The following is a 16,950-nucleotide window of genomic DNA, read 5'->3' as shown; positions in this document are numbered from 1 at the left end:
CGGGAAGCGGAGGCGAAGCCGGAGCGGTGGTGAGGGGGCGGCTCTGAGTGAGGTGCGCGTTCTAAACCGCCCCCTCACCCTCGGCTGCCGCCTCGCCGCGCCGACGACGAGGTCGTCGCGGCCCTCTCCCCGCAAGCGGGGCGAGGGGATCACAGCTTGCACCTTCGAGCAAAACCGTAGGCCGCAGTGTAACCGGCTCGAAACCCGCTCCGTCAGCCGCAAGCCGCGAGCACGGCGCAGCCCCCTCAGGCCCGCATCCGCACATACGTGCCCGGAGCCGGGCCGAGCGACGGCAGCGCGTCGCCGCCGGGCTTGCGGGCCGGGACCCGCTCGGGGGCCTGGGCCTCGATCCACTGGAACCAGTAGGGCCACCACGAGCCCTTGGTCTCCACCGCCGCCGCGATCCAGTCCTTGAGTTCGCCCTTCACCGGCCCGCCGGTCCAGTAGCCGTATTTCGGCTTGTAGGGCGGGTTGACGACTCCGGCGATGTGGCCCGATCCCGCCAGCACGTAATCGACCTTGCCGCCGAAGGTCTTCGAACCCTCGAACACCGAGATCGCCGGGGCGATGTGGTCCTCCCGGGTGGCGAGGTTGAAGATCGGCACCTGCACCTTCTTCAGGTCCAGCCGGACGTTGCCGAGGACCATCTTGCCCTGGGCCAGGCTGTTCTCGAGATAGCAATTGCGCAGGTAGAACGAGTGGTTGGCCGCCGGCATCCGGGTGGCGTCGGAGTTCCAGTACAGCAGGTCGAACGCCGAGGGCGGCTTGCCCTTGATGTAGTTGTTGACGACGTAGGACCAGATCATGTCGTCCGGCCGCAGCATGTTGAACGCGTTGGCCATGCGGCTGCCCTCCAGGTAGCCCCGCTCGGCCATGCGGGCCTCGACCTGGCGGATCTGCTCCTCGTCGGCGAACACCTTGAGGTCGCCGGCATGGGTGAAGTCCACCTGCGTGGTCAGCAGGGTCGCGCTCTTGATGCGGCGGTTGCCCGTGGCGGCCTGCATGGCGAGCGTCACCGAGAGCAGGGTGCCGCCGACGCAGTAGCCGGCCGCGTGGACCTCGCTCTCGCCCGTGGCGACCCCGATCGCGTCGATCGCCGCCTCGATGCCCTCACGCATGTAGGACTCGAAGTCCTTGTCGGCATGGCGCGCATCCGGGTTCACCCAGGAGATGCAGAACACCGTCAGGCCCTGGTCGACCATCCACTTCAGGAAGCTCTTCTGGGGATTGAGGTCGAGGATGTAGAACTTGTTGATCCAGGGCGGCACCATCAGGAACGGGCGCTTGAGCACCGTCTCGGTGGCGGGCGCGTACTGGATCAGCTCGATCAGGTCGTTGCGGAACACCACCTCGCCCGGGGTCACCGCGACGTTGCGGCCGACCTCGAACCCGCTCGGATCGGTCTGGCGGACCCGCAGCTGGCCGCCGCCGGCCGCCAGATCCTCCTCGTACATCTTGAGGCCGCGCACGAGGTTGGCGCCGCTCTCCTGCAGGGTGTGGCGGATCAGCTCCGGATTGGTCGGCAGGAAGTTCGATGGCGACAGCATGCTGGTGAGCTGGCGCAGGTAGAACTGCGCCTTGTGGCGGGTGCGCTCGTCGATGCCCTCGGCCTCGTCCACCAGGCCCTCGGCCCAGCGGGTGGCGATCAGGTAGCCCTGCTTCAGGAAATCGAAATACGGGTTCGTGGACCACTCGGCGTCGCTGAACCGGCCGTCCTTGGGCTCGGGCACCGCCACCGGATCGGCCGGCTGGCCTTGGAGGCGCAGGTAGGTCGTGCCCCACAGCGTCAGGAACGCCTGGGACAGCTTGGCCTGGGCCTCGGCGCTCCGGTTCGGATCCGACATCCAGGCCTCTGCGATCTGGCCCAGCGTCCTGACCGCCTCGTTGATCTCCCCGGAGGGAGCGCCGGCCTGGGCCTCGGGCGAGAGCATGCGGGCGGCGCTGCGCCCCAGCGCCTCCACGAACTGGCCGGCATTGCGCGACAGGGCCTCGATATCCGGCATCGGCGGCGTGATGCCGTCCGGCATGGCGCCGTTGACCATGCCGGTCCGGGCGGCAGCCTGGTCCGACGCCTGCGTCCGCGGGCTCGTCACGCGCGCCTCCCTGTGTGGTGTTTCGGCCCGACTGACGGTGAGCCTCGTTTCCGACAAATTAAGGAGCGAGCGAGAGGTTGCACCAGCCCGTTTGCGCGTGTCGCGAAACATCCGCGCGATCTTCTCATGACCCATGTGCTCATGCACCGCGCCTTTTTGAACCCCACCGGTCGGCGGTCCGGCGGCCCGGGCCCGGCGCGGGGCCTCGCCGTGGCGGTGCTGGCCCTCCTGGCGGCGCCGCTCGCGGCCTGCTCGGGGGACGCGGTGCGCACCCTCGCCACCGATGCGGGCTACGGCCCCCGGGTCGTGGCCGCGCCGGATTTCGTGACCGAGACCCGCGGCCAGGAGGCGCCCGCCTTCATGCCGGTGGGCGTCGACGCGCCCAAGCGCCCGATCCGGGCCAAGTCGTCCGAGGGTCAGAAGGCGCTGGAGGCCGAACTCGAAGGGGCCCGCGGCCGCAACGAGAGCCGCGGCCGCGCCGCCGAGAGTGCGGGCCGGGGGGCCGCCGCCGCGATCAAGCCGGTGCCCGCGGCGGCGCGATAACGGCACCGATCCGGACCGGATTTTTGAGGGTCGGCGGCGGCACGCAACTCTGCTAGAGCGAATCCTTCGCGCGACCGACACCAACGAGAGACGCCAGATTCGGGACGCGCCGATGGACACGCCCATGACCGACTTCCACCGCATCAAGCGCCTGCCGCCCTACGTCTTCGAGCAGGTCAACCGGATCAAGGCTACCGCCCGAGCCCAGGGCGCCGACATCATCGATCTCGGCATGGGCAACCCCGACCTCGACGCCCCCAAGCACGTCATCGCCAAGCTGTGCGAGACGGCGGGCCGGCCGCGGACCGACCGCTACTCCGCCTCCAAGGGCATCGCCGGCCTGCGCCGCGCCCAGGCGGGCTATTACCAGCGTCGCTTCGGCGTGAGCCTCAACCCCGACACGCAGGTGGTGGCGACGCTGGGCTCGAAGGAAGGCTTCGCCAACATGGCCCAGGCGATCACCGCCCCGGGCGACGTGGTGCTGGTGCCCAACCCGAGCTACCCGATCCACGCCTTCGGCTTCCTGATGGCCGGCGGCGTGATCCGCTCGGTCCCGGCCGAGCCGACCCCGGCGATGTTCCCGGCCCTCGAGCGGGCGATGCGCCACTCGATCCCGAAGCCGGTCGCCCTGGTGGTCTGCTATCCGTCGAACCCGACCGCCTACGTGGCCGACCTCGATTTCTACCGGGACCTCGTCGCCTTCGCCAAGCAGCACGAGCTGATCCTGCTCTCGGATCTCGCCTACGCGGAGGTCTACTTCGACGGCAAGCCGCCGCCCTCGGTCCTGCAGGTCCCGGGCGCGATCGATTGCACCGTCGAGTTCACCTCGCTGTCGAAGACCTACTCCATGGCCGGCTGGCGCATGGGCTTCGCGGTGGGCAACGAGCGCCTGCTGGCGGCGCTCTCCCGGGTGAAGTCCTATCTCGATTACGGCGCCTTCACGCCGATCCAGGTCGCCGCCACCGCGGCCCTCAACGGACCCGACGACTGCATCGACGAGATGCGGGCGACCTATCGCAAGCGGCGCGACGCGTTGGTGGAATCCTTCGGCAAGGCCGGCTGGACCATCCCGGCGCCCGCCGCCTCGATGTTCGCCTGGGTGCCGATCCCCGAGCGCTACCGGGAGATGGGCAGCCTCGAATTCTCGAAGCTGCTGCTGGAGAAGTCCGACGTCGCCGTGGCGCCCGGCATCGGCTTCGGCGAGTTCGGCGACGAATATGTCCGCATCGCCCTGGTCGAGAACGAGCAGCGGATCCGGCAGGCCGCGCGCAACATCCGCCGGTTCTTCGATGGCGGCGACAAGACCCTGCACAACGTCGTGCCGATGGCCCGGGCGGTCTGAGAGCGGGCGGGTCGCGATTGTTGCCGCCGGGCGACAGGCTCCGTCAAAGGGCCCGTCGTCCCCCGCCGGCGCTTGTCAGAGCGGATCGCGATGCGCAGGGTTCGGCACGGGGGTCCTCCCGCGTCCCGAGTGTTGCATGCGCCGCCTGAACCTCATCGCCGCCCTGCTGCTCGCCGCCGCGGCCTCGGCTTGTGCGCCGAACCCGATCATCGCCCGGGATCCGGTGCCGGCCCCGGGGCCGACGGATGTCTATGCCTGCGACTCGAAGCCGTTGCCGGTCAACGCCTTCATCTCGGATTGCCGGCCGGTGCCGGCGAGCCCGCAGGTGGTCCTGCGCGCCCGCGGCTGACCGGGTTCCGGTTAACCGGTCGGTCCGCATGCGCCGGACAGGCCGCCCGCGATAAGCTAGAGTGTAGGCCAGATGCCGGCCCGGCCGGCCCCGTGACGGAGCATTGTGTGAGCACCAAGACCCTGATCGCCGCCGGATTGCTCGGTCTCGTCGCCCAGGGCGCCGCCGCCGAGCCCGCCTTCCCGCCGGGGATCCCGCAGCCGCGCGCCTATGTCTTCACCGCCCCCAACGGCCCGACGGTCCTGCAGACCGAGGGCTGCTGCCAAGTGCTGGTGCCGCCGGGCCGTCCCGACCTCGCCGTCCCGCCGGTCCCGGTGGCCCAGGTGATGAACGGCGGTGGCTTCGGCTACACCGGTTTCGACTACTACAACGACCAGATCACCGAGAGCCGGTTCGGTGCGCGCAAGCGCCCGAAGGAGTACGTGATCGCCCCGTCCTACATCGTGCCGCCGCGCTACTGAGCCGGACGGGCCGGCGAGCCCGGGCCTCAATCCGTGTGCGGATCGTGGCCCCAGTTCATCAGCGACATCCGCCAGGGTGAGTCGGGGTCCTTGCGGGCGTCGCCGCCCTGCTTCAGGTGGCGGTGGACGTAGCCCACGACCTTGCGCATGGCGGCATAATCGTCGTCGGTGAGATCGGCCTTCTTCTTGTCCTTGATCGCCAGGATGCGCCGGCCCATCGCGTGGCCGGTGGATTCGTCGCCGTCCTTCTTCTGGCCGACCTCCCGGCTCGCCGCGCCGTCGAGGTGTTTGCGCAGCGCCGCCGGCGTCATGTTGACGGCGTCGTTGAAGGCGCTCCACGTCTGCGCGTGATCGTCGTCCGCCATCCTGGCCGCCTCCGCGTTCCTGCCCGATCCGTGCCCGACAACGCGCCGCCCGCGCGCCGGCTCGCGCACCACCCTGCGGTCGGGCGTCGCACAGTTCGGGCGCGGGGCCCCGGCCCGCCGTTTACAGGGCGGCTCCCGGGCGGTATCACCCCGGCCCGACCCATCACCCGAAGTCCCGAAAAACCAAATGCGCGCCGAGATCGAGCAAGCCTCGGATGCCGCCAAGCAGTCTATAGGACTGCTGAGGAGGCATCTTTGACTGGGATACTGTCGATAAACGCCTCGCGGAGCTGAACGCAGCCTCCGAGAACCCCGACCTGTGGAACGACGCCGACGCCGCGCAGAAGGTCATGCGCGAGCGCCAGCAGCTCGACGAGGCGGTCTCCTCCATCCGCAAGCTCGAGCGCGACCTCGAGGACGGCGCGACGCTGATCGAACTCGGCGAGATGGAGGGCGACGAATCCTCGATCCGCGAGGGCGAGGCCGCGATCCTCGCCGTCGAGAAGGAGGCGGCCAGCCGCCAGGTCGAGACCCTCCTGTCCGGCGAGGCCGACGGCTTCGACACCTATCTCGAAGTCCATGCCGGTGCCGGCGGCACCGAGAGCCAGGACTGGGCGAACATGCTCCAGCGCATGTACGGCCGCTGGGCCGAGCGCCGGAAGTACAAGGTCGAGATCGTCGAGTGGTCGGACGGCGAAGAGGCCGGGATCAAGGGCGCGACGCTCCTGATCAAGGGCCACAACGCCTATGGCTGGCTCAAGACCGAGTCCGGCGTGCACCGGCTGGTGCGGATCTCGCCCTACGATTCCAGCGCCCGGCGCCACACCAGCTTCGCCAGCGTCTGGGTCTACCCGGTCATCGACGACCGGATCGAGATCGAGATCAAGGAGTCCGACTGCCGGATCGACACCTACCGGTCGTCCGGCGCCGGCGGCCAGCACGTCAACACCACCGATTCCGCGGTGCGCATCACCCACAACCCGACCGGGATCGTGGTGGCGTGTCAGCAGGAGCGCTCCCAGCACAAGAACCGCGCCACGGCGTGGAACATGCTGCGCGCCCGGCTCTACGAGGCCGAGCTGAAGAAGCGTGAGGAGAAGGCCAGCGCCGAGGCCGCCGCCAAGACCGATATCGGCTGGGGCCACCAGATCCGGTCCTACGTGCTCCAGCCCTATCAGCTGGTGAAGGACCTGCGCACCGGCACCCAGTCCACCGATCCGGACGCGGTGCTCGACGGTTCCCTCGATCCGTTCATGGAGGCTTCGCTGGCCCAGCGGGTCTATGGCGGTTCCGAAGAGGTCGAGGACATCGACTGAGTTTTTCTCAGTTGAGGCGGCTGCCGCACCCGCGCGTGTTTCCCTCCCCCCCTCTGCGGGGGAGGGTGGCCCCCGAAGGGGATCGGGCCGGGACGAAGTCCCGCAAGAGGGGAGCGACGGCGCAGAACAGGGCTTCGCCCGTCATGCCGGTCGCGCCCCTTTCTGAACCCGGGTTCCCCTCTCCCGACCCTCGCTGACGCGAGGCCCACCCTCCCCCGCAGAGCTACGGGCTATACAGGTTTCGGTCAGAGCCCTGGTCCTCCCGCTGGTGGAGGAGGCGCGGGTCCCCTCTCCCGTACGGGAGAGGGACAGGGTGAGGGATGCGATATTTCCGGAAAGCCCTGGTCCCTCACCCCAACCCTCTCCCGCACGGGAGAGGGGGACCGTCGCAGTCTGCAGCAGCGCCAGTGCCTCAAACCTGTGTAGCCCGTAGCCCGCAGAGGGTGGAGGGAGACGCGCTTGGGGTTGGCCTTGGCCCACATCCGGCAGCGATGTGTGAGCTTCGTGGCCCGTGCGGGCGAGGGGACCCGCGCTGCCTCCGGACACTTTTGGTCCGGTAGCCTCCAAGGCTGGCTCCTGTTCCTCAATACCCCAGAGCAGCCCCGTCCTTGCGCGGGTCCGATCCCGCCGCCAGCGTGCCGGCCGCGCGGTCGATCCAGATGATCTGGCCGCCGCCGAGCGGCAGCGGTGCCCGGATCGCCGGGTGGCCGCGCGCGATCAGGCCTGCCATCGCGGCGTCCGTGATGCCGGTCTCGAGTTCCAGGCTGTCGCCGTACGCGAAGCTGCGCGGGGCATCGAGCGCCGCCTGCACGTCGAGGCCCCGGTCGATGATGCCCGACAGCAGCTCGACATGGCCCATGGCCTGGTAATGGCCGCCCATCACGCCGAACGGCGCGACCGCCCGGCCGTCCTTCATCAGCATGCCCGGGATGATCGTGTGCATCGGCCGCTTGCCGGGACCGATGCTGTTCGGATGACCGGCTTCCGTGCGGAACGAAAGGCCGCGGTTGTGCAGCAGCACGCCGCTCTCCGGCGCCAGGATCCCCGAGCCGAAGCCCTGGAACACCGAGTTGATCAGCGACAGCGCGTTGCCGTCCCGGTCGACCACGCAGAGGTAGACCGTGTCCTTGTGGGCCCGCGCCTCCGCGATTTCTTGCGCGATCTCGGGGTAGATCTCCGGCGGCCGGGCGCGGCCCATGTCGATCGCCCCGTGGGCGGCGGCCTTCCAGGCATCCGACAGCAGGTGCTCCACCGGCACCCGGGCGAGGGCGGCGTCGCCGAACAGCACGTCCCGGTGATGGTAGGCCTGCTTGCAGGTCTCGGCGAACAGGTGGAGCCGGTCCAGGTCCGACAGGGCGCCGACATCGTGATGCGACAGCACGTTCAGCATCATCAGCGCCGCGAGGCCCTGGCCGGCGGGGGGGCACTCGTAGACGTCGTAGCCGCGGTAGCGGGTCGAGACCGGCGCGACCACGTCCGGCCGCGACGTGGCGAAGTCGTCCCGGGTGTGCAGGCCGCCGAGTTCGTTGAGCCGGCGGACCATGTCGTCGGCCACCGGTCCTTCATAGAAGCCGCGCGGGCCCTCCTCGGCGATGCGCCGGAGCGTGGCGGCGAGTTTCGGCAGACGGAAGACGCTGCCGATCGCCGGGGCCTCGCCGCCGACCAGGTAGGTGGCGGCGGCGTGGGGGTCGCCGGCGACCCGGGGGATGTTGCGCTGCCAGTCCCAGCCGACCCGCTGCTGGATCACGAACCCGTCCTCGGCGTAGCGGATCGCCGGCTGCAGCAATTCGCCCAGCGCGCGCGTGCCGTGCTCGCGCACCAGCATGTCCCAGGCTCCGATCGCCCCCGGCACCGTGACCGCGTGCGGCGAGGCCGGCGTGATCGCGGCGCCGTGCTCGGCGTACCAGTCGGGCGTGGCGGCGGCCGGCGCCCGGCCGGATCCGTCCAGCGCGATCGGCTTGGAGGCGCCGGCCGGAGCATAGAGGGCGAAGCAATCGCCGCCGATCCCGGTCATCAGCGGATCGACCACGCACTGCACCGCCACCGCGGCGATCCCGGCATCGACGGCGTTGCCGCCCGCGCGCAGGATCTCGATGGCGGCCAGGGTCGAGGCGGGATGCGAGGTCGCGACGGCTGCGTTGGCGGCGTAGACCGGGGAGCGCCCGGGTGCGGAGAAATCTCTCACGGGAAATCCTGTCCTGTGCGATCGAGCCGCTGGTCGTCCGCCCCCGCCGGAGAAGGGGCGCCGCCACCGCTCATGCCGAACCGCCGGCTAGGCCCTCTCGGCGCCGGCGTGAAACGGTATCATGTATTCAAGTGATCCGCAGCGCCACGGCCGCCTGTGCTGAACCCCCCGTTCCGTGTCACGCCTTCTCGATGATCGAGACCTTTCCGTCGCGCTCGACGATGCCGACCGCGACCTTGTCGAGGTCGTCCAGGCCCTGCTGGCGGGCGGCGGTGCGGATGTCGGCCTGCTGCATACTCGGCTCCTTCCGATACCCGCCCGGGGCGAGACCTACGCGCGCCCGACCGTGGAGTGCCGTCGAAGGGCGGAGGGGCCGCGGGCCCGGGCACTCGCCGTGCCGCGGGATCGGCGCTACCTTCAACCGTACACCCGCGAAGGATACCCGATGAAGCGCCTGCTCGCCGCCCCGCTCGCCTCTGGCCTTGCCGCCCTTCCCGCCGCGTTCGCGCTGCTGCCGCAGGCGGCCCTCGCCCATCCCGGCCATGGGGCCGCGCTCGGCGCCGAGGCCGGCTTCCTGCATCCGCTGCTCGGTGCCGACCACGTGCTGGCGATGGTCGCGGTCGGACTGCTGGCGGCCCTGCGCGGCGGCCGGGCGCTCTGGGCGCTGCCCCTGTCCTTCCTGGCGCTCATGAGCGTGGGGGCGGGTCTGGGCATGGTCGGCGTCGCGCTGCCCTATGCCGAGACCGGGATCGCACTCTCCATCGTGGTGTTCGGCGTGGCCGCGATCGTCGGCCTGCGGGCGCCGGTTGCGCTGCTCGCCAGCCTCGTCGGCGTGTTCGCGGTGTTCCACGGCTACGCCCACGGCGCCGAGATGCCGGAGACCGCCTCGGGCCTGACCTTCGGCCTGGGTTTCCTGGCCGCGACCGCCCTCCTGCATGCAGCCGGGATCGGCCTCGGGATCGCCGCGTCGCGGTCCGGCGCCGCCCGGGCCGCTCCGGCCCTCGGCACCGCGGTCGCGGCGGCGGGCCTCGCGCTGCTGGCGCTGCCGGCCTGAGCGGTACCGTCCCGGTTACACCCGCCCGCAGGGGCTTGATGTCACGGGCGCGAGGGGCTGACACGGTTGCGCCGAGTCCCAGGTCATGCGCGCCGCCCCCATTCCGGCGGCGATAGGACCCCCGCCACCATGTCAAAACTCCCGACCCTCGCCCTCGCGAGCCTTCTGGCGCTCGCCACCTCCGCACAGGCCGCCGCGCCGCCCGAGCGCCTGCGCGGCACGATCGAGTCCGTGGAGGGCGGCGGCTTCACCCTCAAGACCCTGGACGGCAAGAGCCAGCAGGTGACCCTGGCGCCAGACGCCAAGGTCTCCTGGGTCGTCCCGGCCCAGCTCGATCAGATCAAGGACGGCGTGTTCATCGGCACCGCCACCAAGGGCGAGCCGCCGGTCGCCCTGGAGGTCGTGCTGTTCCCGGAATCGATGCGCGGCACCGGTGAAGGCCATTACGACTGGGACATGCTTCCCGATCACACCGGCAGCGCTGCCGTGAAGAGCACCATGACCAACGGCACCGTGAAGGCCGCCGGACCCACGACCGCGCCGGACGCCCCCCGGGTCAAGAGCGCGATGACGAACGGCACCGTGAAGGCGAGCGGGGGCGGCGCGGAGCGCACCCTCACGGTCGATTACGGCAAGGGTCAGTCGATCCAGATCCTGGTCCCGCCGCAGGCCCCGGTGGTCACCTTCGAGGCCGCGGATACCGGTGCGATCGCCGCCGGCGCGAAGGCGTTCGTGGTCGCCGCGCGCGGCGAGGACGGCAAGATCACGGCGCGCCGCGTCGCCGTCGGCAAGAACGGCCTGACGCCGCCGATGTGAGGTGAGGCCGGGCGCGCCTTCGCCGTCTCAGGACAGGACGTCGGCGTAGCCCACACGTTCGGACCGCCCCGGCCCTTCCCGCCGGCCGGGGCGGCCCCGTCCATGCCCGGTTCGACAGCACTCCTGCCACTGCGGAAAGCATATCGGTACATCCGGCAAGCTGTTGCCGGCTAACGCGTTCTGATATTGTTGCCGGGCGGCAACATCGCACAGGAACCAATTTATCCGAGCCGAATTCTGATTGCTCGCCGAAACCCGTTCGCACATGGTGATCGTGCACGGGGGCATCGCCAAGCGAGAGCCCGCAGGAGCCTGCCACCCAAGACGCAGGCCAAACCTACAAGACGTGCGGCAAGATCCGGAAAACCGGGCATGTCCGCATCATCGGGTCTCGAAGCTTTGGAGATGTCTATGAAGCTCTTGAAGAGCTCACTGCTCGGTTCCGCAGCCGCCTTCGCGGCGATCGGAGCCGCCCACGCCGCCGACCTTCCGGTCAAGAAGGCGGTCCCGATCGAGTACGTCCGCGTGTGCTCGGCCTACGGCGCCGGCTTCTTCTACATTCCCGGCACCGACACCTGCCTGCGTCTCTCCGGCCGCGCCCGGTTCGAGGGCGGCTACATGACCAGCTACTCGCGCCAGAACGGCGGCGGCGGCGACACCTCGGGCTACCAGGGCCGCCTGCGCATCAACCTCGATGCCCGCACCCAGACCGCCTACGGCACCCTGCGCGCCTTCGTGCGCCTCGATGCCGGCGCCCGCACCGGCTATTCCGGCGTCGGCACCTCCGGCACTCAGCAGCGTATCGGCCAGGCCTATCCCGGCCTCGGCGTCGACAGCTTCGGCCGTGACCAGCAGTTCTCCAACGTCGACAAGGCGTTCATCCAGTTCGCCGGCCTGACCGCCGGTCGCGCGTCCTCGTTCTTCGACTTCTACGCGCACGACTTCGAGTTCGCCGGCGCCACAGCGGGTTCGGACATCGCGTCCACCAACCTGCTCGCCTACACCGCGACGCTGGGCAACGGCCTGTCAGCCACGCTCTCGGTCGAAGACCCCGTCTTCCGCCGCAGCCCCATCTTCTCGCCGACCAACAACCCCGGCGGCATTCAAACCAACGCCAACATCGCCGTGTTCGCCCCGACGAACGCGCCGGCCGAGGTGTTCATCGGCTACACCAACGGCGTCCCGACCCGGTACAGCTTCGTCGATGCGGTCCAGCGCTCGCGGATGCCCGACTTTGTCGGCGCCCTGCGCCTCGACCAGGCCTGGGGTTCGGCCCAGGTGTCCGCCGCCGTGCACGAGTTGAACGTCGGCAACGTCGCCAACGGCGTCGGCACCGGCACCGGCTCCAACATCAGCATTCCGCACACCAGTAACTCATACGGGTACGCGGTGCAGGGCGGCATCAAGATCAACACGCCGTTCATCTCACCCGGCGACGCCTTCTATCTGCAGGGCGCCTACGGCAGCGGCGCCCAGCTCTACACCGGCTACTCCGCGTTCAGCGGCTCCTACTCGCAGAACGCCGCGACGATCCAGGGCCAGAAGTTCGCGCAGTACTTCAACGATGCCACCATCAATCCGTTCACGGGGCAGATGGAGCGGTCGCAGAGCTTCAGCATCGTCGGCTCCTACCTGCACTACTGGACGCCTGAGTGGCGCTCGGCCGTGTTCGCCAGCTACGGCGAAATGGACTTCTCGCAGAAGGCCCGCGCGTCTCAAGGTGCGGCCTTCAACCTGGCCAACCCGGGCGGCACGAACACCTTCGGTGTGAACGGCGTCGGCACGCCCGGCACGACCTTCTTCAACCTCAGCGAAGCGCTCCGCGACACCTACCAGGTCGTCGCCGGTGCGAGCTTGATCTGGTCGCCGGTGAAGGACCTCGATATCGGTGTCGAGGGCTACTACACGCAGATCGGCGTCAAGAACGGCCGCGTGATCGACCGGGACAAGAGCCCGACCGCCTACGCGAACGTTGCCGGCATCAACAACGGCACCTTCGTGCCGCGCACCGCCACGCAGGACTCGGTGTCCTCGTTCCGCATGCGCGTCCAGCGCGACTTCTAAGCCGCATCGTCGGCGCGGGGATACACCCCCCCGCGCCGGTTCCCCGGTTCCACGGATCTCAAGGCCCAGCCCTCCGGCTGGGCCTTTTTCGTTGTCGGCGGGCTCGATGACGCCGGACGCCGCGCCTGCCCCGCTTCCGGACGTCGCCGCTTCAGGGCCGCCGCCGAACGGTTCCCGGCGGCGCCGCCGCCACACACGAACTCCGGACCGAACCCGCGAAGCCCGCATCCGGCACGGATCACGGCCAGACCGCGTTTCCGCACCGCGCCGCTGACCGGCCTCGGGCGCCGGTTCCCGGGGGCGCCGCTCGACCGCCCCCATCCTCCCCATACCCGCCGCGTCCCGACGCGCTGCCGGGGCCGTCGTTCGGCCGCGCCGTCGCCGCACGAATCGATTCGCCGATCCGGTCGAATCACGGGCGGACCCGGCGCGACGGATCTTCGCGAGCCGGCCGTCGCGACCGCTGCCGCCGCACGGCGATGCGCCGAACGGAGCCGACGACGCGGCGGCTCGAGACCATGGGCCGGCGCGTCACCGCGGGATGAGCCCGGGTCCGGCCGTATCGGCAGACCCACGCGCGTGCGGATAAAAATCGCGGCTGCGGAGATATTTCTTGTGAGATGTTCGCAATAAGTATCCGCGTCAATCAGACTAATTCTACAATCTATATATTCAATAATACTGCAAAACATTTTCGTGGCGTTGCGACTTTGCAACAAAACAAATCAATCCCACAGATCGAATGATATCGATGTTGCTTGGATAAGGCGCATTCCATCATATGAAACCGCATAGAGGAATCTCGGACGCGGGAGATCTCTAAAAATCTGCACTTAAGATTGCAGAATTCAACAACATCGAGCGCTGCGAGGGCCGGATAAACCGGACTCGTGGGTGTTTTCGGGTCTCGAAGCTTTGGAGATATCTATGAAGCTCTTGAAGAGCTCGCTGCTCGGCTCGGCCGCCGCCTTCGCGGCGATCGGGGCAGCCCAGGCCGCCGACCTTCCGATCAAGAAGGCGGCGCCGATCGAGTACGTCCGCGTCTGCTCCGCCTTCGGGGCCGGCTTCTTCTACATCCCGGGCACCGACACCTGCCTGCGCATCTCGGGCCGCGCCCGGTTCGAGGGCGGCTACATGGCCAGCTACTCGCGCCAGGGCGGCAACGGCGACACCTCGGGCTACCAGGGCCGGATGCGCATCAACATGGATGCCCGCACCCAGACCGCCTACGGTACGCTCCGCGCCTTCGTGCGCCTCGATGCCGGCAGCCGCACCGGCTATTCCGGCATCGGCCAGTCCGGCACCCAGCAGCGCATCGGCCAGGCCTACGCCTCAACGGGCGTCGATCAGGTGGGTCGCGCTCAGCAATACATGAACGTCGACAAGGCGTTCATCCAGTTCGCCGGCCTGACCGCCGGTCGCGCGTCCTCGTTCTTCGACTTCTACGCGCACGACTTCGAGATCACCGGCAGCACGCTCGGCTCGGACAACGCCTCGACCAACCTGCTCGCCTACACGGCGGTGCTGGGCAACGGCGTGTCGGCGACCCTGTCGGTGGAAGACCCGGTCTTCCGCCGCACGCCGATCTTCGCGCCCTACGCGTCCACCGTCAGCCCCGTGTTCGTCGGCTACACCCGGGGCGCTCCGACCGTGCTGAGCACGATCGACACCGTTCAGCGCGAGCGTCTGCCCGACTTCGTCGGTGCCCTGCGCCTCGACCAGGCCTGGGGCTCGGCTCAGATCTCGGCCGCCACCCATGAGCTGAACGTCGGCAATATCGCGACGAATCCCGTCGCAGGCACGAACGTCAACATCGCGCACACCAACAGCGTCCAGGCCTGGGCGGTGCAGGGCGGCCTGAAGGTGAACACCCCGTTCGTCGCGCCTGGCGACGCCCTGTACCTGCAGGGCGCCTATAGTGACGGCGCGCAGCTCTACACGGGCTATTCCGCGTATAGCGGATCCTACGCGCAGAACCCGGCGACGATCCAGGGCCAGAAGTTCAACCAGTTCTTCTCGGACGCCACGATCAACCCGTTCACCGGCCAGCTGCAGACCTCGCAGAGCTTCACCGCTGTTGCGTCGTACCTGCACTACTGGTCGCCGGAATGGCGCTCGGCCCTGTTCGGCTCCTACGGCGAGCAGAGCTTCTCCCGCGCCGCCCGTATCGCGCAGGGGGCCGCCTATGGCCTCGCCGGCTCCGGCCTCATCTCCGGCCCCAACGCCGTGGGCGTGCCCGGCACGCGGTTCTATCAGCTGAGCCAGGCGCTCCGCGACAACTACCAGTTCGTCGCCGGCGCGAGCCTGATCTGGTCGCCAGTGAAGGATCTCGATATCGGCGTCGAGGGCTACTACACGCAGATCGGCCTGAAGAGCGGCCGAGTGATCGACCAGGATAAGAGCCCGACCGCCTACAACAACGTCGCCGGCATCAACAACGGCACCTTCGTGCCGCGTACCGCGACGCAGGACTCGATCTCGCAGGTCCGCTTCCGCGTCCAGCGCGACTTCTGATCCGCCCCAGCGGTGCCGGGGCTTCGGTCCCGGCACCCGTCCTCGTGCACTCGACTTCCAAGGCCCGGCCCCGCGCCGGGCCGCTTTTTCTGGCGCCAGTCCCGCTGTGCCGGCTAAGAATAGCGAGGCCTTTGATGAGGCGATCGACGTCTCTCCTGCTGGGCTCGGCCGCCACCCTCGCGATGGCCGGGGGAGCCGCCGCGGCCGACCTTCCGGTCGGGACGGCGGCACCGATCGCGTATGTCCGGGTCTGCTCGGCCTACGGCACCGGCTTCTTCTTCATCCCGGGCGCCGACACCTGCCTGCGCGTCTCCGGCCGCGCCCGGTTCGAGGGCGGCTACATCACCAGCTATACCCGGCAGGCCGGGACCAACGGCGGCGATACGTCGGGCTATCGCGGGCTGCTGCGCTTCAACCTCGATGCCCGCACCCAGACCGCCTACGGCACGCTGCGCGCCTTCGTGCGCCTCGAGGCCGGAAGCCGGACCGGTGCGGCCGGTGTGGGCCGATCCGGCACCCAGGAGCGCATCGGCTCGGCCTACGTCGCCACCGGCGTCGATCAGGTCGGGCGCGTCCAGCAGATCGTGAACGTCGACAAGGCGTTCATCCAGTTCGCCGGGCTCACGGCCGGTCGCGCCTCCTCGTTCTTCGACTTCTATGCCCACGATTTCGAGCTGTCGGGCAGCACCGCCGGCTCGGATGTCGCCTCGACCAACCTGCTCGCCTACACGGCGGCCCTCGGCAACGGCCTGTCGGCGACCCTGTCGGTGGAAGACCCGGTCTTCCGCCGCACGCCGATCTTCGCGCCCTCGGGGGGCGCCGCTCCGGCCAGCCCGGTCTTCGTCGGCTATCCCCGGGGCGCTCCGTCGAGCTTCGCCGCCATCGACGGCATCCAGCGCGAGCGCCTGCCCGACTTCGTCGGTGCCCTGCGCCTCGACCAGGCCTGGGGCTCCGCGCAGCTTTCGGCCGCCACCCATGAGCTGAACGTCGGCAACGTCGGGCTCGGCACCGGCGCGAACGCCGCCGTCGCGCACACCGACAGCGTCCAGGGCTGGGCGGTGCAGGGCGGCGTGAAGGTGAACACGCCGTCCGTCGCGCCGGGCGACGCCCTGTACCTGCAGGGCGCCTACGGCGAGGGCGCGCAGTTCTACACGGGCTATTCGGCGTTCAGCGGCTCTGCCGGACAGAGCCCGGCGACGATCCAGGGCCAGAAATTCAGCCAATTCTTCTCGGACGCGACGGTCGACCCGTTCACCGGCCGGCTGCAGACCTCGCGGAGCTTCACCGCGGTGGCGTCGTACCTGCACTACTGGTCGCCGGACTGGCGCTCGGCCGTCTTCGGCTCCTACGGCGCGCAGGGCTTCGCCCGCGGCGCCCGCCTTGCGCAGGGCGCGGCCTACGGCCTGGTGAGCACCCTCGCCGGCGGCAATCCCTTCGGCACCAACGCGGTCGGCGTCCCGGGCACGCGGTTCTATCAACTGAGCCAGGCGCTCCGCGACACCGACCAGTTCGTGGCCGGCGCGAGCCTGATCTGGTCGCCGGTGAAGGACCTCGATGTCGGCGTCGAGGGCTACTACACGCAGATCGGCCTGAAGAGCGGCCGGGCGATCGATCTCGACAAGAGCCCGGGCGCCTACGGTGCCATCGCCCAGATCAACGCCGGCACCTTCATGCCCCGGACTGCGACCCAGGATTCGGTCTCGCAGATCCGCCTGCGGGTCCAGCGCGACTTCTGAGCCGGTATTGCGGCGCCGCGACACCCGAGGCCCGGCCCTGCGCCGGGCCTCCTTGCGCTGTGCATCGCGCCGCCAGGCTCCCGGGCGCCGGACCGAGCGCTGGCGCTCGAGG

Annotated in this window: 13 protein-coding genes; 10 read left to right on the top strand and 3 right to left on the bottom strand. The window is 69.5% G+C overall.

The annotated features are described in order from the left end of the window. Positions 1 to 245 precede the first annotated feature (245 nt). A complete protein-coding gene (locus tag MFF40_RS18365) occupies positions 246 to 2,042 on the bottom strand; it encodes a PHA/PHB synthase family protein (protein ID WP_378995842.1) in 1,797 nt (598 codons plus the stop codon). A gap of 177 nt (positions 2,043 to 2,219) precedes the next feature. Here MFF40_RS18365 and MFF40_RS18360 point away from each other — a divergent pair, with 177 nt between their 5' ends. The 4 genes from MFF40_RS18360 (at position 2,220) to MFF40_RS18345 (ending at position 4,788) form a co-directional block, all read left to right on the top strand. Further along, positions 2,220 to 2,636 (top strand): hypothetical protein, encoded by a 417-nt coding sequence (locus tag MFF40_RS18360; protein ID WP_238261680.1) that lies wholly within the window; start codon positions 2,220 to 2,222, stop codon positions 2,634 to 2,636. 124 nt (positions 2,637 to 2,760) lie between these two features. Next, entirely contained in the window at positions 2,761 to 3,978 is a 1,218-nt protein-coding gene (locus MFF40_RS18355) for an LL-diaminopimelate aminotransferase (RefSeq protein WP_039903877.1), read from the top strand. Positions 3,979 to 4,114: 136 nt separating this feature from the next. Then, on the top strand, positions 4,115 to 4,327 hold the full coding sequence (locus MFF40_RS18350; protein WP_092036664.1) for a hypothetical protein: 213 nt from the start codon (positions 4,115 to 4,117) through the stop codon (positions 4,325 to 4,327). Positions 4,328 to 4,434: 107 nt separating this feature from the next. Continuing rightward, entirely contained in the window at positions 4,435 to 4,788 is a 354-nt protein-coding gene (locus MFF40_RS18345) for a hypothetical protein (RefSeq protein WP_147855601.1), read from the top strand. 26 nt (positions 4,789 to 4,814) lie between these two features. On the opposite strand, the gene MFF40_RS18340 is transcribed toward MFF40_RS18345, so the two are convergent. Continuing rightward, positions 4,815 to 5,153, bottom strand: coding sequence for a DUF3140 domain-containing protein (locus tag MFF40_RS18340; protein WP_238261678.1), 339 nt, complete (start codon positions 5,151 to 5,153; stop codon positions 4,815 to 4,817). A gap of 187 nt (positions 5,154 to 5,340) precedes the next feature. Between MFF40_RS18340 and prfB the strand changes: the two genes are divergently transcribed. Next, a protein-coding gene (gene prfB / locus MFF40_RS18335) for a peptide chain release factor 2 (RefSeq protein ID WP_147855599.1) occupies positions 5,341 to 6,469 on the top strand; the annotation gives its coding sequence in 2 pieces (ribosomal slippage) (positions 5,341 to 5,409 and positions 5,411 to 6,469; 1,128 coding nt in all). A 583-nt stretch (positions 6,470 to 7,052) separates the two neighbouring features. On the opposite strand, the gene MFF40_RS18330 is transcribed toward prfB, so the two are convergent. Beyond that, on the bottom strand, positions 7,053 to 8,654 hold the full coding sequence (locus tag MFF40_RS18330; protein WP_238261676.1) for a gamma-glutamyltransferase family protein: 1,602 nt from the start codon (positions 8,652 to 8,654) through the stop codon (positions 7,053 to 7,055). Between the two features lie 445 nt (positions 8,655 to 9,099). Here MFF40_RS18330 and MFF40_RS18325 point away from each other — a divergent pair, with 445 nt between their 5' ends. From MFF40_RS18325 to MFF40_RS18305, 5 genes are all read left to right on the top strand, one after another. Further along, positions 9,100 to 9,708: a HupE/UreJ family protein gene (locus tag MFF40_RS18325; RefSeq protein WP_238261673.1), complete on the top strand. Its 609-nt coding sequence runs from the start codon at positions 9,100 to 9,102 to the stop codon at positions 9,706 to 9,708. 129 nt (positions 9,709 to 9,837) lie between these two features. Beyond that, positions 9,838 to 10,524, top strand: coding sequence for a single stranded DNA-binding domain-containing protein (locus tag MFF40_RS18320; RefSeq protein WP_238261671.1), 687 nt, complete (start codon positions 9,838 to 9,840; stop codon positions 10,522 to 10,524). Between the two features lie 411 nt (positions 10,525 to 10,935). Continuing rightward, positions 10,936 to 12,588 (top strand): porin, encoded by a 1,653-nt coding sequence (locus tag MFF40_RS18315; RefSeq protein WP_238261669.1) that lies wholly within the window; start codon positions 10,936 to 10,938, stop codon positions 12,586 to 12,588. 927 nt (positions 12,589 to 13,515) lie between these two features. Then, entirely contained in the window at positions 13,516 to 15,102 is a 1,587-nt protein-coding gene (locus MFF40_RS18310) for a porin (protein ID WP_147898096.1), read from the top strand. Positions 15,103 to 15,236: 134 nt separating this feature from the next. Continuing rightward, positions 15,237 to 16,838: a porin gene (locus MFF40_RS18305; protein WP_238261667.1), complete on the top strand. Its 1,602-nt coding sequence runs from the start codon at positions 15,237 to 15,239 to the stop codon at positions 16,836 to 16,838. Positions 16,839 to 16,950: the final 112 nt, after the last annotated feature.

Source organism: Methylobacterium mesophilicum (assembly GCF_022179445.1).
In the GTDB taxonomy this organism is placed as follows: domain Bacteria; phylum Pseudomonadota; class Alphaproteobacteria; order Rhizobiales; family Beijerinckiaceae; genus Methylobacterium; species Methylobacterium mesophilicum.
This window is presented reverse-complemented; position numbering and strand designations above follow the sequence as displayed.

What these genes read in the sequence shown, in the direction of transcription:
- MFF40_RS18310 (WP_147898096.1), top strand. Translation starts at nt 13,516, where the DNA reads ATGAAGCTCTTGAAGAGCTCGCTGCTCGGCTCGGCCGCCGCCTTCGCG.
- MFF40_RS18340 (WP_238261678.1), bottom strand. Translation starts at nt 5,153, where the DNA reads ATGGCGGACGACGATCACGCGCAGACGTGGAGCGCCTTCAACGACGCC.
- MFF40_RS18360 (WP_238261680.1), top strand. Translation starts at nt 2,220, where the DNA reads ATGACCCATGTGCTCATGCACCGCGCCTTTTTGAACCCCACCGGTCGG.
- MFF40_RS18325 (WP_238261673.1), top strand. Translation starts at nt 9,100, where the DNA reads ATGAAGCGCCTGCTCGCCGCCCCGCTCGCCTCTGGCCTTGCCGCCCTT.
- MFF40_RS18305 (WP_238261667.1), top strand. Translation starts at nt 15,237, where the DNA reads ATGAGGCGATCGACGTCTCTCCTGCTGGGCTCGGCCGCCACCCTCGCG.
- MFF40_RS18320 (WP_238261671.1), top strand. Translation starts at nt 9,838, where the DNA reads ATGTCAAAACTCCCGACCCTCGCCCTCGCGAGCCTTCTGGCGCTCGCC.
- MFF40_RS18365 (WP_378995842.1), bottom strand. Translation starts at nt 2,042, where the DNA reads ATGGTCAACGGCGCCATGCCGGACGGCATCACGCCGCCGATGCCGGAT.
- MFF40_RS18355 (WP_039903877.1), top strand. Translation starts at nt 2,761, where the DNA reads ATGACCGACTTCCACCGCATCAAGCGCCTGCCGCCCTACGTCTTCGAG.
- MFF40_RS18350 (WP_092036664.1), top strand. Translation starts at nt 4,115, where the DNA reads ATGCGCCGCCTGAACCTCATCGCCGCCCTGCTGCTCGCCGCCGCGGCC.
- MFF40_RS18315 (WP_238261669.1), top strand. Translation starts at nt 10,936, where the DNA reads ATGAAGCTCTTGAAGAGCTCACTGCTCGGTTCCGCAGCCGCCTTCGCG.